The following is a 16,231-nucleotide window of genomic DNA, read 5'->3' as shown; positions in this document are numbered from 1 at the left end:
CAGGCCGCCTGCGAACCCCAACGAGTCCGAGGTGGGCCGGCGAGGCTGGATGTGGCCCGAGCCGCCTGCGAACCCCAACGAGGCCGGGGTGGGCCGGGCCGGTTGGGGAGCCGCACCGCCGGGGCTAGCGGCAGGGCTGGCGCCAGGCGTCCAGGTCGTACCGTTTCTGCATCGAGCTCAGCTGCGCCGCCCGGGCGCGTGGGCACCAGCGGCTCAACCGGCCCTCGTACTCCACGTGGAACACCGCCTTGCCCGCGTCGATGAACGGGGCGTACCGGTCGCACTCCTCGTACTCCATGCACTGCTCGTTGACCGCGAAGTCGAAGTCGTCCACCAGCTGCGGGATCTGGTCCAGGTCGTTCTTCAGCCCCACCGACATGCCCCGGTCGTGCGCCAGCCGCGCGACCAGCCGGTTGTACTTCAACTGGTCGTCGGCGGTCAGCGGGAAGCCCGACCTGTTGGCGTAGCCGTCCATGTTGTCCGGCTCCACCGCGTCGAAGCCCTTCTCCTTGCACATGTCGAACCGGTTGCCGATCAGCGGTTCCAGTTCCGCCAGGCGCCGGACGTCCAGCCAGCGCTCGCCCTCCCAGCCGTTGCCCTCGCCCAGCATCGTCTTGGGGAAGGCCTCGGCGTCCGGACGGAAGTCCTCCCAGGCGCCGGTGGAGATGTAGCAGATCGTCTTGCGGCCGTCCTTCTTCAGGGTGGCGACCTGCTCCTTCGTCGTGTGGAACCCGTCGACGTCGTACACCGCCGCCTTCACCGAGGTGTCCAGCTTCCCGGTGAGCTGCCACTGCCAGCTCACCCCCGGCTTCGGCTGCCAGCGCTGCCCCGGCGGCGGGTCGGGCGACAGCTCGTCCCGTTCCGGTTCCGGCTGGGCCGTGCACGCGGCGAGCAGCAGCAGGGGTACGGCGAGCAGGGCCGCGAGCCTTCTCATCCCGCCGCCTCCAGGGCGTACGGGAGCGTCCCCCAGGGGTGTGCGCCGCTGCCCGGGACGGCGCAGTGCACGCCCGCCCCTCGTTCGGCGGCGAGTTCCTCGGCGAGCCGGGCGGCGAGCTCGCCCGGCGGGACGGCGTAGACGAGGTGGCAGAACCGCTGGGCCGGGTGGTCCGCGGTCCAGGGCGGCGGCGCCGCGGCCGCGTCCCGGTAGGCGTCCCAGGGGCCTTCGAAGGTGACGAGCAGGTCGGCGAGTTCGGCGTAGCCGGGGTGCGGGTGGACCCCGTGGTTGAGGACGAGGGTGGAGGCTCCCGCGGCCCGGGCGGCGACCGCGAGCCGCCCGTAGTGCGGGAGCAGTTCGGGCTCGGCGCTGGCCTGGTCGAGGAAGGCCCCGTCGGTGGCGTACCAGTCGCGGTGGCGCAGCAGGTCCTGCACCACCGCGGCGTGCGGGCGCCTGCCGTAGTCGGTGTCGGCGTAGCCGAGGACGGGGACCCCGGCCTCGCGCAGCCGCTCGGCGACGAGAGCGAACCTTTCGTCACGGGCGGCTCCCGGCCCGCTGTCAGGGTTGAGCACCACCGAGTGCAGCCGGCTCGCGGAGCGGATGAGCCGCTCCCAGGCCTCGGGGCGTTCGGCGGGGTGCTCGTAGAGGGGCACCAGCAGCATGGGGTCCTTCTTCTCGGACGGACGGGGCGTCATCGGTGGGCGGTCGCGCGGCCGAGGAGCAGGCAGACCAGCGTGGCCAGTACGGTGGCGGCCGCGCCCGCCACCACCAGTTGGACCGCCCGGGGCTGGCCCAGCCCGGTCAGCAGGGCCATGCTCTGGGCGACGGCGGCCGACGAGCAGACCACGGCCGCGGGCCGGACCGCCCCGAAGGACTGCAGGAGCAGTCCGGTCCACATGACGGCCCCGAGCAGCAGCAGGGTCGCGATCCGGACTCCGGTGAGGACGGGTGCGCCCGGCCAGAGCAGGGTGCCGGCGAGCCCCAGGGCCAGCAGCACCGTCAGGTAGATCGCGAGGCAGCGGGCCAGGGTGGTGAGCATCCGCCGCCGGAAGGCTCCGGGCGATCGGGCTCCCTGGAGTCCGGAGAGGCTTCCGCTGCGGAACCGGTGGAGCAGCCATTCGGCCGGGCCCATGCTGAGGGTGAGGGCCACCGCCGAGGGGGCGGCGACCGCTTCGGCGGGACCGCCGGCGAGCACCTCCCCGAGGGCGGCGTACAGCACGAGCAGGCCGGTGCCGAGGCCGAACACCCCGTACGGGACGGAGTCCCCCAGCCGCGGCCCGCGCGGGGCGAAGTCCTCCTCGGCGCCGCGCAGCATCTGCCAGAGCACGGGGCCCCGGCCGGGCCGGCGGGCCGCCCAGCCGCGGATCCGGTGCGCGGCGGCCCGCAGTCCGTCGGCCAGCGGGAGCTCCCGTACGGCCAGGGTGCAGGCGGCCAGCAGGGACACGGCGAGCAGGGTCACCCGTACCGGTACGGGCAGGTCGACGAAGAGGGCGAGCGCTGCGCCGACGGCCATCGGGGCGAGCGCGGCGAGCAGGACCCGTTCGCGGCCGAGGACCAGCAGGACGGTGGCGGCCCCGACGTACAGGGCCTGTCCGGCGGCGAAGGCGTAGGAGAACGGTGGCCCGCCGGGCACGGAGAGGGCGGCGGCGGTGCCGAGCAGGGCGCCGACGGGGGCCCCGACGAGCAGGGTCCGTCCGGCGGCGCCCCGGTCGCCGAGGCCGAGCCAGGAGTAGGCGCGGTGGGACAGGGTCTGGTCCCAGACCCAGCCGATGAGCGCGCCGGCGAGCAGGGTGAGCGTCCCGGCGGGCAGGCCGAGGCGGTCCTGCGGGCCTTCGAGCAGGGGCGCTCCGAGCAGGTAGGCCAGGCCGGGCAGGGCGAAGATCACCCCGCGCAGCAGGCAGGCGGTGAGGGAGACCTTCCAGGGGTCGGGGGCGGCTCCCGGGTCGGGGAAGGAGCGGGGCACCAGGGCGTAGAGCTCCTCGGCGAGTCCGAAGGAGTCGTGCCGGCCGTAGGTGAGCCGGATGTACTCGTCCGTCATGCCGTCGGATTCGAGGATGGCGGCGATCTCGTCGGGGTGGACGGCCGAGGCGATGAACACGTCGAGGCGTTCGGCGAGTTCGTCCATCGGGTCGGCGGCGGGCGGGCCGCCGGGGCGGTCGCGGCGCGGCCGCGGTACGGCCGGCAGCGTGTCGGCGCCGGTGCCGTGCCCGAGGCCGTGCCCGAGGCCATGCCCGGTGCCGTGGACGTGCCCGTGGACGTGCCCGTTGTGGGGGCCGTTGCCGGGGCCGGGCGGCTTGAGCCAGAGGGATCCGCTCACCACAGGCTCCCGTCGGCCGCGAGTTCGCGGTACCAGGGGTCCGCGAGCCGCTGCGTCCACTCGTCGCCCGCGTGGACGGGCAGGACGGGCTGGCCGGCGAGTTCCCGGTAGATGTGCCGGAAGCCGTCCACGGACTGGTGGAGGGTGAACTTCTCCACCACCCGCTTGCGGGACATCCGGCCCAGCTCGGCCCGGCGTGCGTCGTCGCGCAGCAGGGCGAGGGTGGCGCGGGCCATGGTCTCGGGCTCGCGCGGCGGTACGACGAGGCCGGTGTCCCCGACGGCCTCGCGGACCCCGCCGACGTCGGTGGAGACGGTGGTGCGGCCGCAGGACATGGCTTCGATGATGCTGAAGGGGAAGCCCTCGCTGATGGAGGAGAGCATGACGACGCTGCCGGCCGCGTAGGCCCGGGCCACCTGCTCGATGCGGCCCTCGTAGGTGATGCCGTCGCTCACGCCGAGTTCGGCGGCGAGCTTCTCCAGGCGGAGCCGGTACTCCTCGCAGCCGGCGGGCACCGGGCCGAAGAGGCGCAGCCGCAGGGCGGGGAGTTCCTCGCGCATGAAGGCGTAGGCCCGGATGAGGGTTTCGAGGTCCTTGATGGGGTCGATGCGGCCGCACCAGCTCAGGGTGGGCACGTCCGGTTCGGGGCCGGCCTCGGGGAAGGCGTGCGGGTCGACGCCGTTGTAGACGGTGCGGATGCGTTCCGACTCGGCGCCCCCGCGCTCCTCCCAGCGGCGGTTGTACTGGTTGCACGGGGTGATGAGGTCGGCCTGCCGGTAGCCCTCGGTGTTGAGCTCGCGGTAGAAGCCGAGCATGAGCGCCTTGACGGGCCAGCGCTGCTCGGCGGTGCGGTAGCCGAGGTAGCGCTCGCGCAGGTAGATGCCGTGCTCGGTGAGCAGGAAGGGGACCTTGTCGAGGTACTTGGCGGCGAGGGCCGGGAGGGTGGCGAGGCCGCTGCTGACGGCGTGCGCGACGCTGTCGGGCGGGATCCGGACACCGAGCGGGCGCAGCGCGTGCTCCAGCAGGTCGGTGGCGGTGAGCGCGTCGTGGATGGTGGGCCCGGCCTCGGCGGTGGCCAGACCGGGACGGGTCCATACGTTCATCAGCAGGCGCAGAACCGATTCGGAGCGCAGGGCCGGTGCGAGTTTTCCGGCCCGGGCGAGGACGGCCAGTTCGCGCAGTGCCTCGGAGAAGCTGTGGCGGGCGGGGTCGCCCGCGGGGTCGAGCAGGGAGAGCAGGAAGCTCTCGTAGACCTCGGTGAAGCGGCGGTGGGCCCTGCCGCGCAGGGTGGACCGGCGGATGCGGGACGGGAGCGGCCCCCACAGCGGGAAGGCGGTGTGCCGGTAGACGTTGCGGGGCAGTTCCCAGGTGACCGGCTCTCGTCCGGAGCCGGTCAGGGCTATGAGGTTGAAGTCGACCTCGGGCATCCCTCGGACCAGTTGGTCGCACCAGGTGCTGACGCCCCCGTGGACGTGCGGGTAGGTGCCTTCGGTGAGCATGGTGACGTGACGCCCATGACTCATGCGGTGTGTCCCCCCAGGACGGAAAAGGGGCCGGCGCCCGTGGGTTCGCGGAGCGCCGGCGCTAGGTGGTACTTGTGGTGGCTTGCGGGACGATCAGTTGGGCAGCTTGAGCGTGACGGCGCTCTGGAGCAGCTCCGGACCGGCCCAGGCGGAGCGGGTACCGGCGTACGCGGTGCCGAAGTCGGCGGTGCCGAGCAGCATCTGCTTCTTGGTTCCGGTGGGGGCGGTCACCGGGGCGACGACCCCGGAGGGCGCCTTGATGGTGACGTCCTTGCCGATGCGGTAGGCGGTGACCTTGCCGTCCGCGAGCGCCTTGTCCCAGGCGGTGCGGCGCTGGAACTCGACGCCGGTGTCCTTCATGCTCTGGTTGACGATCGGCGCGCTCGGCGCGTACAGGGTCCGGTAGGTGTCGAGGACCTGGTTGAGGACGGGGTAGAGGGTGCGGTCCTCGGCCAGGTTGGACTGGTGGACGTAGTGCGGACGCGGGTCGTTGGCCAGGACGTGGCGCAGGGCGGTGCGGGCCTCGGCCGGGACAATGCTGTCGAGGTAGCCGGTGTTGACGTCCAGCGGGGCCGGCAGGCAGGTGGAGGTGCCCGGGTTGTCCTCGCAGATGCCGCTTCCGCCGTGGGCGCGGCTGGTGTAGATCCAGTTGTACTCGTCGGCCATCTCGGCGTTGGTGCCCGTGTTGTAGTACACGTTCATCGGGTGCCGGGGGACGGTGAGGGCGGAGCCGATCGCGCGCTGCGCGGGTTCGCGGGAGTTGTCGCTGCCGGCCCACTTGACCCCGTTGTCGGCGAGGGCGCCGGCCAGGTTGGGGTTGTCGACGGGCTGCTGGGGGGCGGTCTTGAGGCCGGAGTGCTCGCCGGTGACCAGCTCGGTCCGGTCGGTGGTGATGCCCTTGGAGGCGGCCCAGTTGTTGTTGTCGCGGATCTGGGCGGAGATGTCGGCGCGGCTCATGTACTGGATCGCGCCCTGGGCGTTCTTCGTACAGGTCCACGGGGTGACCGCGGTGTTCTGCACACAGCCGAGGAACGGGTGGGTGTAGGTGTGGTTCATCCAGCGGTACTTGGCGCGGTCGGCGACGAGCTGGGCGGTCAGCGCGTCGACGCCGCCGTTCTCGGCCTTCCACTCCTCCCCGGCGCCGCCGTTGAAGAGCATGTCGAGCTTGAAGTTCTTGGAGGTCTGCCACTGCGCCGCGTACACGGCGTCGGCGGCGGACATCCGGATGGTGCTCTCCTTGCCCTCGCCGCCGGCGCAGGCGTAGTCGCCCGGCGTGCAGTTCAGGTCCTTGTTCCAGCGGGCGTCGGGGGCGAAGACGTCGTCGACGTGGACGGCGAAGTAGTTGCGGCTCTGGCCGAGGTGCACCCCCTGGGTCAGCCAGTCGACGATGCCGCGGGCGAGCAGCCGGAACTGCTGCTGGTACTGGTTGTAGCCGAAGGTGACGACCAGTTCGCTGCGGCCGTCGTGGGTGTACTCGCCGACGAGGGAGGCCCGGCCGGAGCCGACGGGCGCGTCGACGTAGCTGGTGTAGCCGGGGCGCGGCTTGCCCATGAAGCCGTAGCTCTCGGGGACCAGGGCCGAGTTGTCCTCGAAGGTGACCTGGCCGCCGAGGTAGGCGAAGGGGCCGGCCTTGCCGGCGGTGGTGACGGCGGCCTGGGTGCCGTCGAGCTGGCCGCTGAAGCCGCCGTTGTCGGTGTATTCCAGCCCGACGCCCGGGTGGGCCCAGGTGTAGGCGTCGACCTGGCGGATGCCGTACGTCGTCTCGTAGGCGGCGAGCGCGGCCATCTCGGCCGAGCCCTCGCCGAAGGGGTTCTCGTTCGGCAGGACGACACCCTGGTACTTGGCGCGCGGACGGCCGTCGACCGTGTCGCTGAGGAAGCCCGCGTTGATGACCGGGCGGCCGCTGCTGCCCAGCTGGACGCGGGTGTAGGGCACCCCCGTGTCGCGGAGTTCCGCGGTGATCGCCTCGACCGAGCTGCCGCCGTCGTCGACGACCAGCACCTTCAGGTCGATGCGCGGCGTCACGGCCGCCGTGGCGGTCGCGGCGGGTACTGCCACGGACACCAGGGCGGCTGCCGCCATCATTGCGGCAACCCTGTTCATCCGATTCTTCTTGACCATTTCGGCCTTTCCCCCCGCAGGCGTCCCTCGACTCGGCCCTTGGCGGAGCGCCGGGCCCGGGAGGCTCTGTGGAAATCATGCAAAGGAACCCCGCGTCCCCTTGCGAGAGTGGACCGAGTCTTACGGACCTCGTCAGGTCTACGAGGCAAACCTGGAGCAGAGTCCACAGATGGGTGAACCTGATGGCCTCTTGATCGAACAACTTGCCAAACCTTCGAGTGACGTACGGACGAGCGCGTACGCGTAGGCTCATTTCTGGCGGCCGTCGGGCCCGAATACGATCGCTACGGATGGCCGTCCACCCACTCGGCCCACACACACAAACGGAAGCGAGACTTCACCACCGTGACTGCTCTGACTCTCAGCACTGCCGGCGCGGCGACGCTCCGCGCCGACGCCCTCGTGGTCGGCGTGGCGAAGGGCCCCAAGGGACCGATCGTCGCCGCGGGCGCCGAGGCCGTGGACAAGGCGTTCGACGGCAAGCTCGCAGGTGTCCTCGACGCACTCGGCGCCTCGGGCGCCGAAGGCGAGGTCACCAAGCTGCCGGCTCCGGCGGGCCTGAAGGCCCCGGTCGTGCTGGCGGTCGGGCTCGGCTCCGTCCCCGAGAAGGACGAGTCGTTCGACGAGGAGGTGCTGCGCCGCGCCGCCGGCGCCGCGGCCCGCGCGCTGCACGGCAGCAAGAAGGCCGCCTTCGCCCTCCCGCTGGAGGACGCCTCCGCCGTCACCGCCGTCGCCGAGGGCGCACTGCTGGGCGCGTACGCCTTCACCGCCTACCAGGGCGGCGAGAACAAGGCCCGCAAGGAGGCCAAGGGCGCGGCCCCGAAGGCCCCGCTCGCCGAGGTGGCCCTGCTGGGCGCCAAGCCCCGCGACAAGGAGCACAAGGCCGCGGTCGAGCGCGCCGCGGTCGTGGCGGCCGAGGTCAACGTCGCCCGTGACCTGGTGAACACCCCGCCGAACGACCTGACCCCCGAGGCCTTCGCCGCGGTCGCCTCCGCGGCCGCGAAGGAGAACGGCATCAAGGTCCAGGTCCTGGACGAGAAGGCCCTCGTCAAGGGCGGCTACGGCGGCATCATGGGCGTCGGCAAGGGCTCCGAGAACCCGCCGCGCCTGGTGAAGCTCAGCTACACCCACCCGAAGGCGGAGAAGACCCTGGCCTTCGTCGGCAAGGGCATCACCTACGACTCGGGCGGCATCTCCCTGAAGCCGGCCGGTCACAACGAGACGATGAAGTGCGACATGGCCGGCGCCGCCGCCGTCTTCGCCTCCGTCGTCGCGGCCGCGAAGCTGGGCCTGCGGGTCAACGTCACCGGCTGGCTCGCGCTCGCCGAGAACATGCCGTCGGGCTCGGCCACCAAGCCGGGTGACGTGCTGCGCATGTACAGCGGCAAGACCGTGGAGGTCCTCAACACGGACGCCGAGGGCCGTCTGGTCCTGGGCGACGCGCTGACCAAGGCCTCCGAGGACAACCCGGACGCGATCGTCGACGTCGCCACCCTGACCGGCGCCATGGTGCTGGCCCTCGGCGACCGCACCTTCGGGATCATGGCGAACGACGACGCCTTCCGCACCTCGATCCACGAGATCGCGGAGGAGGTCGGCGAGTCCTCCTGGCCGATGCCGCTCCCCGCCGAGCTGCGCAAGACCATGGACTCCCCCACCGCCGACATCGCGAACATGGGTGTCCGCATGGGTGGCGGCCTGGTGGCCGGCCTCTTCCTCCAGGAGTTCGTCGGCGAGGGCATCACCTGGGCCCACCTCGACATCGCGGGTCCCGCCTTCCACGAGGGCGCGCCGCACGGCTACACCCCCAAGGGCGGCACCGGCTCGGCCGTGCGCACCCTGGTGCGGCTGGCGGAGCGCACGGCCACGGGCGACCTCGGCTGACCACCGCGTGTGATGTGACGTGACGCACCCCGGGCCCGGGTCGGGGCCCGGGGTGCGTCACGTTCGGCACCCGTCCGTGTCCGTCCGCGTCCGTCTCACGACGAAACCTCAAGGAATCGGCAGGTATCTCCGTAGGTACCTACGCAACGGTAACCACCGGTCCGGGCGGATCGCCCGATCACATCGTGGGCCCGGCGTCCCGTGTTCCCCCGACAAATGCGAAGATGGGTTCTCGGCAGGACAGGGCCCCCACCACAGGGCCGAAGAAACAAGCGGCCGATTACCAGCCGCCGCCCGGTCACAGAGGACCGGTGCCCGGCGCACATGCATGGAGGACGTGACGTGGCGAACGACGCCAGCACCGTTTTCGACCTAGTGATCCTCGGCGGTGGCAGTGGCGGTTACGCCGCGGCGCTGCGCGCATCCCAGCTGGGTCTGGACGTTGCCCTGATCGAGAAGAACAAGCTCGGTGGCACCTGCCTGCACAACGGCTGCATCCCCACGAAGGCTCTGCTGCACGCGGGCGAGATCGCGGACCAGGCTCGTGAGGCCGCCCAGTTCGGTGTCAAGACCTCCTTCGAGGGCATCGACATCGCGGGTGTCCACAAGTACAAGGACGAGGTCATCTCGGGCCTGTACAAGGGTCTGCAGGGCCTGGTCGCCTCCCGCAAGGTGACCTACATCGAGGGAGAGGGCCGCCTCTCCTCCCCGACTTCCGTCGACGTGAACGGCCAGCGCATCCAGGGCCGCCACATCCTGCTGGCGACCGGCTCCGTGCCGAAGTCGCTGCCGGGCCTGGACATCGACGGCAACCGCATCATCTCCTCGGACCACGCGCTGGTCCTGGACCGCGTCCCCGAGTCGGCGATCGTCCTGGGCGGCGGCGTCATCGGCGTCGAGTTCGCCTCGGCGTGGAAGTCCTTCGGCTCCGACATCACCGTCATCGAGGGCCTCAAGCACCTCGTGCCGGTCGAGGACGAGAACAGCTCGAAGCTGCTGGAGCGCGCGTTCCGCAAGCGCGGCATCAAGTTCAACCTGGGCACCTTCTTCGACAAGGCCGAGTACACCGAGAACGGCGTCCGCGTGACGCTGGTCGACGGCAAGACCTTCGAGGCCGAGGTGCTGCTGGTCGCCGTGGGCCGTGGCCCCGTCTCCCAGGGCCTGGGCTACGAGGAGCAGGGCGTCGCGATCGACCGCGGCTACGTCCTGGTCGACGAGTACATGCAGACCAACGTGCCGACCATCTCGGCCGTCGGTGACCTCGTCCCGACCCTCCAGCTCGCGCACGTCGGCTTCGCCGAGGGCATCCTGGTTGCGGAGCGTCTGGCCGGCCTCAAGGCCGTCCCGATCGACTACGACGGTGTCCCGCGCGTCACCTACTGCCACCCCGAGGTCGCTTCCGTCGGCATCACCGAGGCCAAGGCCAAGGAGATCTACGGCGCGGACAAGGTCGTGGCCCTGAAGTACAACCTGGCGGGCAACGGCAAGAGCAAGATCCTCAAGACCGCGGGCGAGATCAAGCTCGTCCAGGTCAAGGACGGTGCCGTGGTCGGCGTCCACATGGTCGGTGACCGGATGGGCGAGCAGGTCGGCGAGGCCCAGCTGATCTACAACTGGGAAGCTCTGCCGGCCGAGGTCGCGCAGCTCATCCACGCGCACCCGACCCAGAACGAAGCGATGGGCGAGGCCCACCTGGCCCTCGCCGGCAAGCCGCTTCACTCCCACGACTAATTCGTCACGGGCGCGACGACCACTTCCGCACTTTCGTTAGGAGCAACTGAAACCATGTCGGTTTCCGTAACCCTTCCGGCGCTCGGTGAGAGCGTCACCGAGGGCACTGTCACCCGCTGGCTGAAGGCCGAGGGCGAGCGCGTCGAGGCCGACGAGCCGCTGCTCGAGGTCTCGACCGACAAGGTCGACACCGAGATCCCGTCGCCCGTCGCCGGCATCCTGGCCTCCATCAAGGTCGCCGAGGACGAGACCGTCGAGGTCGGCGCCGAGCTGGCCGTCATCGACGACGGCTCCGGCGCTCCTGCTGCGGCCCCGGCCGCCGAGCCGGCCGCCGAGCCGGCCGCTGCCGAGGCCCCCGCGGCCGCTCCGGCTCCGGCCGCCGAGGCCCCCGCGGCCCCGGCTCCCGCCGCCGAGGCTCCCGCCGCCGCTCCGGCTGCTGCCGCTCCGGCCGCCTCCGGTACCGATGTCGTGCTCCCCGCCCTGGGCGAGTCCGTCACCGAGGGCACCGTCACCCGCTGGCTGAAGCAGGTCGGCGAGTCCATCGAGGCCGACGAGCCGCTGCTCGAGGTCTCCACGGACAAGGTCGACACCGAGATCCCCGCGCCGGTCTCCGGCACCCTGCTGGAGATCCTGGTCGGCGAGGACGAGACCGCCGAGGTCGGCGCCCGTCTGGCCGTCATCGGCGCTGCCGGTGCCGCTCCGGCCGCCCCGGCTCCGGCTGCCGCCCCGGCCCCCGAGGCCGCTCCGGCCCCGGTCGCCGCTCCGGCCCCGGCTGCCGCCCCGGCTCCGACTCCGGCTGCCCCGGTCGCCGCTCCGGCTCCGGTCGCCCCGGCCGCTCCGGTCGCCGCCCCGGCTCCGGTCCAGGCCGCCGCCCCGGTGGCCGCTCCGGCTCCGGTCACCCCGGCCGCCCCGGCCCCGGCCGCCGCTCCGGCGTCCGCCGGTGACGAGGCCGCGTACGTGACCCCGCTGGTGCGCAAGCTCGCCTCGGAGTCCGGCGTCAACCTGTCCACGGTCTCGGGCACCGGTGTCGGTGGCCGTATCCGCAAGCAGGACGTCCTGGCCGCCGCCGAGGCCGCCAAGGCCGCTGCCGCCGCCCCGGCTGCCCCGACTGCCGGGGGCGCTGCCGCTCCCGCCGCGAAGGCCCCGGCCGCCGCGGTGTCCGAGCTGCGCGGTCAGACGGTCAAGATGACCCGCATGCGCAAGGTCATCGGCGACAACATGATGAAGGCCCTGCACTCGCAGGCTCAGCTCAGCTCCGTGGTCGAGGTGGACATCACCAAGATCATGAAGCTGCGCGAGAAGGCCAAGGGCGCGTTCCTGGCCCGTGAGGGCGTCAAGCTCTCGCCGATGCCGTTCTTCGTCAAGGCCGCTGCCCAGGCGCTGAAGGCCCACGCGGTCGTCAACGCCCGGATCAACGAGGACGAGGGCACCATCACCTACTTCGACTCGGAGAACATCGGCATCGCCGTGGACTCCGAGAAGGGCCTGATGACCCCGGTCATCAAGGGTGCCGGTGACCTCAACCTGGCGGGCATCTCCAAGGCGACCGCCGACCTGGCCGCCAAGGTCCGCGGCAACAAGATCACGCCGGACGAGCTGTCGGGCGCGACCTTCACCATCAGCAACACCGGCTCGCGCGGTGCGCTGTTCGACACGGTCATCGTGCCGCCGAACCAGGTCGCCATCCTGGGCATCGGTGCCACGGTCAAGCGCCCGGTGGTCATCGAGACCGCCGAGGGCACGAACATCGGCATCCGCGACATGACGTACCTGACCCTGTCCTACGACCACCGCCTGGTGGACGGCGCGGACGCGGCCCGGTACCTCTCGGCCGTCAAGGCGATCCTCGAGGCCGGCGAGTTCGAGGTCGAGCTCGGCCTGTAAGGCTCACGCCCCCGCGGCAGCCACTCGATACGGCGCCCCCTCCCGGAACACCCTCCGGAAGGGGGCGCCGTCGTCATACCTGATCGGACCTCAGTTCCGTGTGCCCACCGCACGGACCCCCGTCAAACCACGCGGTGGGAGGCTCCCGCGGTTCCCCTTCGGCCGAAAGCCCCGCTTGTAACCAGCCTCACCCGGGGTCCCCGCCCCGGAACACCTCGCTCAGGGCTACTCGGCCGTATTGTCTACGCATCGAAGCGATGCATGCCCCTACAGGAGATGAAGCCCCGATGATCACCCCACCCGTCGTGCACTCGCTGCGCGAGCAGATCCGCGAGCACATCGTGGAGGGGATCGTCAGCGGGCGCTGGAAGCCCGGCGAGCGCATCGTCGAGCGGCGGATCGCCGTGGAGCTGGAGGTCAGCCAGACGCCCGTGCGCGAGGCCCTGCGCGAGCTGGAGACGCTGCGGCTGATCGAGTCGGCGCCGAACAAGGGCGTGCGCGTACGGAACCTGTCCGCGGCCGACCTGGAGGAGATCTACCCGGTCCGGGCCGGTCTGGAGCAGATCGCTGCCGAGCTGGCCGCCCCGCGGCTGGCGACCGACTGCTCGGCGCTGGAGCCGCACGTGGCGGCGCTCTGGGAGGCCGACCGGACGGAGGACGGGACCGCGCAGGTGCGGCACACCGTCGGGTTCCACCGGGAGATGGTCCGGGCGGCCGGGAACAGCGTGCTGCTGCACACCTGGGAGAGCCTGGGCATCGAGGTCTTCACGGCCCTGTCGATCCGCTGGCTGGGGACCGTCCAGAAGTCGTACGCGGAGGAGCACGCGGCCCTCGTCGAGGCGTTCCGCAGTCAGGATCCGGACATCGGTGTGCTCGTGAAGCGGCATGTACTGGGGTGCGCCCCGCGCGCCTGAGCGTGCTTGAGCGTGCCGCCTTGTCCCGGTTTGACCGGCACCGCGTGCCTTTTTCGCTGGCACGCGGTGCCGACTTTCGTCGGATGGACGTTTCTTCGTCACTTTCATTTGATCGATCATCGATCAGCGATTTACAGTCGTCGCGGACCTCAACCAGGTTCACCACCCCTGTCCTGCCCGTCAGGGTTTTCTTCACCACCTCTCCTTTGTCCGGAAGGCGGCGCACAGCAATGTCCGACCCCGTAGGAAAGCTTCCGAGCGAGCTCGACCAGCTCCCGGACCGCGACACCGAGGAGACCGCCGAATGGGCGGCCTCCCTCGACGCCGTCGCCCAGGCCGCCGGTACGCGCCGCGCCGAATACCTGCTCCGCCGCACGCTCCAGCACGCCGAGGCCGCCGGCCTCGCCCTGCCCAAGCTGCTGGAGACGGACTACGTCAACACCATCCCGACCGCCGCGGAGCCCGAGTTCCCCGGTGACGAGGAGATGGAAGCCAGGATCACCGCCTGGAACCGCTGGAACGCGGCCGCCATGGTGACCCGCGGCTCCAAGTACGGCGTCGGCGGCCACATCGCCACCTTCGCCTCCGCCGCGTGGCTCTACGAGACCGGCTTCCAGCACTTCTTCCGCGGGAAGGAGGCCGACGGATCGGGCGACCAGCTCTACATCCAGGGCCACGCCTCCCCCGGCATCTACGCCCGCGCCTTCCTCGACGGCCGGATCTCCGAGCAGCAGCTCGACAACTTCCGCCAGGAGTCCGGCGGCAACGGCCTGCCGTCCTACCCGCACCCGCGGCGCCTGCCGTGGCTGTGGGAGTTCCCGACGGTGTCCATGGGCCTCGGCCCGCTCTCCGCGATCTACCAGGCGCGCTTCAACCGCTACCTGCAGAACCGGAGCATCAAGGACACCGCGAACTCGCACGTCTGGGCCTTCCTGGGCGACGGCGAGATGGACGAGCCCGAGTCGACCGCCGCCCTGGCCCTCGCCTCCCGCGAGCAGCTCGACAACCTGACCTTCGTCATCAACTGCAACCTGCAGCGCCTCGACGGTCCGGTTCGCGCCAACTTCCGCGTGGTCCAGGAGCTGGAGGCCCAGTTCCGCGGCGCCGGCTGGAACGTCATCAAGTCGCTGTGGGGCTCCGCCTGGGACGAGCTGTTCCAGCTCGACACCACGGGCGCCCTGGTACGCCGCCTGCGCGAGGTACCGGACGCGCAGTTCCAGACGTACGCGACCCGCGACGTGGCCTACATCCGCGACCACTTCTTCGGTGCCAACCCCGAGCTGGTCCAGCTCGCCGGCGTGCTCACCGACGCGAAGATCGCCGAGTGCTTCCACAGCTCCCGCGGCGGCCACGAGCCCCGCAAGGTCTACGCCGCCTACAAGGCCGCCCTGGAGCACAAGGGCGCGCCGACGGTCATCCTCGCGCAGACCGTCAAGGGCTACACGCTGGGCGCCGGGTTCGAGTCGAAGAACGCGAACCACCAGATGAAGAAGCTGACGATCGACGAGTTCAAGGACATGCGTGACCTCCTTGGCCTCCCGATCCCGGACAGCGCCTTCGCCGACGGCCAGGTCCCGTACGGCCACCCGGGCGCGAACAGCCCCGAGGTCCAGTACCTGAACGAGCGCCGCGCGGCGCTCGGCGGCCCCGCCCCGGCCCGCAAGGTCAAGCAGGTGGCCCTGCCCGCCCCCGCGGACCGCTCCTTCGCCCCGCTGCTCAAGGGCTCCGGCAAGCAGGAGATGGCCACCACCATGGCCTTCGTCCGGCTCGTCAAGGACCTGATGCGGGACAAGGAGACCGGCAAGCGCTGGGTGCCGATCGTCCCCGACGAGGCCCGTACCTTCGGTATGGAGTCCCTCTTCCCGTCGGCCGGCATCTACTCGCCGCTGGGCCAGACGTACGAGCCGGTCGACCGCGACCAGCTGATGTACTACAAGGAGGCCAAGGACGGCCAGATCCTCAACGAGGGGATCACCGAGGCCGGCGCCATGGCCGACTTCATCGCCGCCTGCACGTCGTACGCGACGCACGGCGAGCCGATGATCCCGTTCTACATCTTCTACTCGATGTTCGGCTGGCAGCGCACCGCCGACCAGATGTGGCAGCTCGCCGACCAGCTCGGCAAGGGCTTCATCGTCGGCGCCACCGCCGGCCGCACCACGCTGACCGGTGAGGGCCTCCAGCACGCGGACGGCCACTCGCACCTGATCGCGTCCACGAACCCGGCGTCGCTCAACTACGACCCGGCCTTCGCGTACGAGATCGCGGTGATCGTCAAGGACGGTCTGCGCCGGATGTACGGCGAGAGCCCGGAAGACGTCTTCTACTACCTGACGGTCTACAACGAGCCGAAGGTGCAGCCCGCGATGCCCGAGGGCGTCGAGGAAGGCATCATCAAGGGTCTGTACCGCTTCAACACGGCGGCCGACCTGGCCGAGGCGGCCCCGGCCGCCGACGCCCCCAAGGTCCAGCTGATGGCTTCGGGTACCGCGATCCACTGGATCCTGGAGGCGCAGAAGCTGCTCGCCGCCGAGTGGAACGTGGCCGCCGACGTCTGGTCCGCCACCTCCTGGGGCGAGCTGCGGCGCGAGGCGCTGGAGTGCGACGAGGCGCTGCTGCGCGGCGAGGTCCGCACGCCGTACGTCACCCGTGCGCTGGAAGGTGCGGCCGGCCCCGTCCTGGCCGTCTCCGACTGGATGCGGCAGGTCCCGGACCAGATCAGCCAGTGGGTCGAGCAGGACTACACCTCGCTCGGTACGGATGGCTTCGGCCTGTCCGACACCCGTGAGGGCGCCCGCCGCCACTTCGGTGTCGACGCCCAGTCGATCGTGGTGGCCGCGCTGGCCCAGCTCGCCCGCCGCGGCGAGGTACCGGCGTCCGCCGTCAAGGAGGCCCGGGAGCGCTACGGCCTCTGAGCCGTCCG

The 16,231-nt window shown here is 71.2% G+C and carries 10 protein-coding genes; 5 read left to right on the top strand and 5 right to left on the bottom strand.

Annotated elements, in window-relative coordinates; translation table 11 throughout:
* Nucleotides 1-124 precede the first annotated feature (124 nt).
* From B6R96_RS25155 to B6R96_RS25135, 5 genes are all read right to left on the bottom strand, one after another.
* Complete coding sequence (locus B6R96_RS25155; protein ID WP_203351655.1) at nucleotides 125-934, bottom strand: endo alpha-1,4 polygalactosaminidase; 810 nt, start codon at nucleotides 932-934, stop codon at nucleotides 125-127.
* On the bottom strand, nucleotides 931-1,629 hold the full coding sequence (locus B6R96_RS25150) for a spherulation-specific family 4 protein (RefSeq protein WP_237291519.1): 699 nt from the start codon (nucleotides 1,627-1,629) through the stop codon (nucleotides 931-933). Before B6R96_RS25150 ends, B6R96_RS25155 begins: the two co-directional genes overlap by 4 nt.
* Entirely contained in the window at nucleotides 1,626-3,251 is a 1,626-nt protein-coding gene (locus B6R96_RS25145; RefSeq protein ID WP_081523714.1) for a hypothetical protein, read from the bottom strand. The genes B6R96_RS25150 and B6R96_RS25145 overlap by 4 nt, the downstream gene beginning before the upstream one ends.
* Nucleotides 3,248-4,774, bottom strand: a complete 1,527-nt coding sequence (gene pelF / locus B6R96_RS25140) for a GT4 family glycosyltransferase PelF (protein ID WP_079404747.1) — start codon at nucleotides 4,772-4,774, stop codon at nucleotides 3,248-3,250. The genes B6R96_RS25145 and pelF overlap by 4 nt, the downstream gene beginning before the upstream one ends.
* Before the next feature lie 93 nt (nucleotides 4,775-4,867).
* A complete protein-coding gene (locus B6R96_RS25135) occupies nucleotides 4,868-6,895 on the bottom strand; it encodes a hypothetical protein (RefSeq protein WP_081523713.1) in 2,028 nt (675 codons plus the stop codon).
* Nucleotides 6,896-7,240: 345 nt separating this feature from the next.
* Between B6R96_RS25135 and B6R96_RS25130 the strand changes: the two genes are divergently transcribed.
* From B6R96_RS25130 to aceE, 5 genes are all read left to right on the top strand, one after another.
* On the top strand, nucleotides 7,241-8,779 hold the full coding sequence (locus B6R96_RS25130; RefSeq protein WP_030389067.1) for a leucyl aminopeptidase: 1,539 nt from the start codon (nucleotides 7,241-7,243) through the stop codon (nucleotides 8,777-8,779).
* A 342-nt stretch (nucleotides 8,780-9,121) separates the two neighbouring features.
* Nucleotides 9,122-10,510, top strand: a complete 1,389-nt coding sequence (gene lpdA, locus B6R96_RS25125; RefSeq protein ID WP_081523712.1) for a dihydrolipoyl dehydrogenase — start codon at nucleotides 9,122-9,124, stop codon at nucleotides 10,508-10,510.
* A 54-nt stretch (nucleotides 10,511-10,564) separates the two neighbouring features.
* Nucleotides 10,565-12,394 (top strand): 2-oxoglutarate dehydrogenase, E2 component, dihydrolipoamide succinyltransferase, encoded by a 1,830-nt coding sequence (gene sucB, locus B6R96_RS25120; protein WP_081523711.1) that lies wholly within the window; start codon nucleotides 10,565-10,567, stop codon nucleotides 12,392-12,394.
* 290 nt (nucleotides 12,395-12,684) lie between these two features.
* Nucleotides 12,685-13,308: a GntR family transcriptional regulator gene (locus B6R96_RS25115; RefSeq protein ID WP_030389064.1), complete on the top strand. Its 624-nt coding sequence runs from the start codon at nucleotides 12,685-12,687 to the stop codon at nucleotides 13,306-13,308.
* Nucleotides 13,309-13,538: 230 nt separating this feature from the next.
* Nucleotides 13,539-16,223 (top strand): pyruvate dehydrogenase (acetyl-transferring), homodimeric type, encoded by a 2,685-nt coding sequence (gene aceE / locus B6R96_RS25110; protein WP_053174832.1) that lies wholly within the window; start codon nucleotides 13,539-13,541, stop codon nucleotides 16,221-16,223.
* Nucleotides 16,224-16,231 lie beyond the last annotated feature (8 nt).

Source organism: Streptomyces sp. Sge12 (assembly GCF_002080455.1).
Taxonomy (GTDB): Bacteria; Actinomycetota; Actinomycetes; order Streptomycetales; family Streptomycetaceae; genus Streptomyces.
This window is presented reverse-complemented; position numbering and strand designations above follow the sequence as displayed.

Bases quoted from the DNA above. Each gene is read 5' to 3' on its own strand.
- sucB (WP_081523711.1), top strand. From the start codon at position 10,565: ATGTCGGTTTCCGTAACCCTTCCGGCGCTCGGTGAGAGCGTCACCGAG.
- aceE (WP_053174832.1), top strand. From the start codon at position 13,539: ATGTCCGACCCCGTAGGAAAGCTTCCGAGCGAGCTCGACCAGCTCCCG.
- B6R96_RS25150 (WP_237291519.1), bottom strand. From the start codon at position 1,629: ATGACGCCCCGTCCGTCCGAGAAGAAGGACCCCATGCTGCTGGTGCCC.
- B6R96_RS25135 (WP_081523713.1), bottom strand. From the start codon at position 6,895: ATGGTCAAGAAGAATCGGATGAACAGGGTTGCCGCAATGATGGCGGCA.
- B6R96_RS25155 (WP_203351655.1), bottom strand. From the start codon at position 934: ATGAGAAGGCTCGCGGCCCTGCTCGCCGTACCCCTGCTGCTGCTCGCC.
- pelF (WP_079404747.1), bottom strand. From the start codon at position 4,774: ATGAGTCATGGGCGTCACGTCACCATGCTCACCGAAGGCACCTACCCG.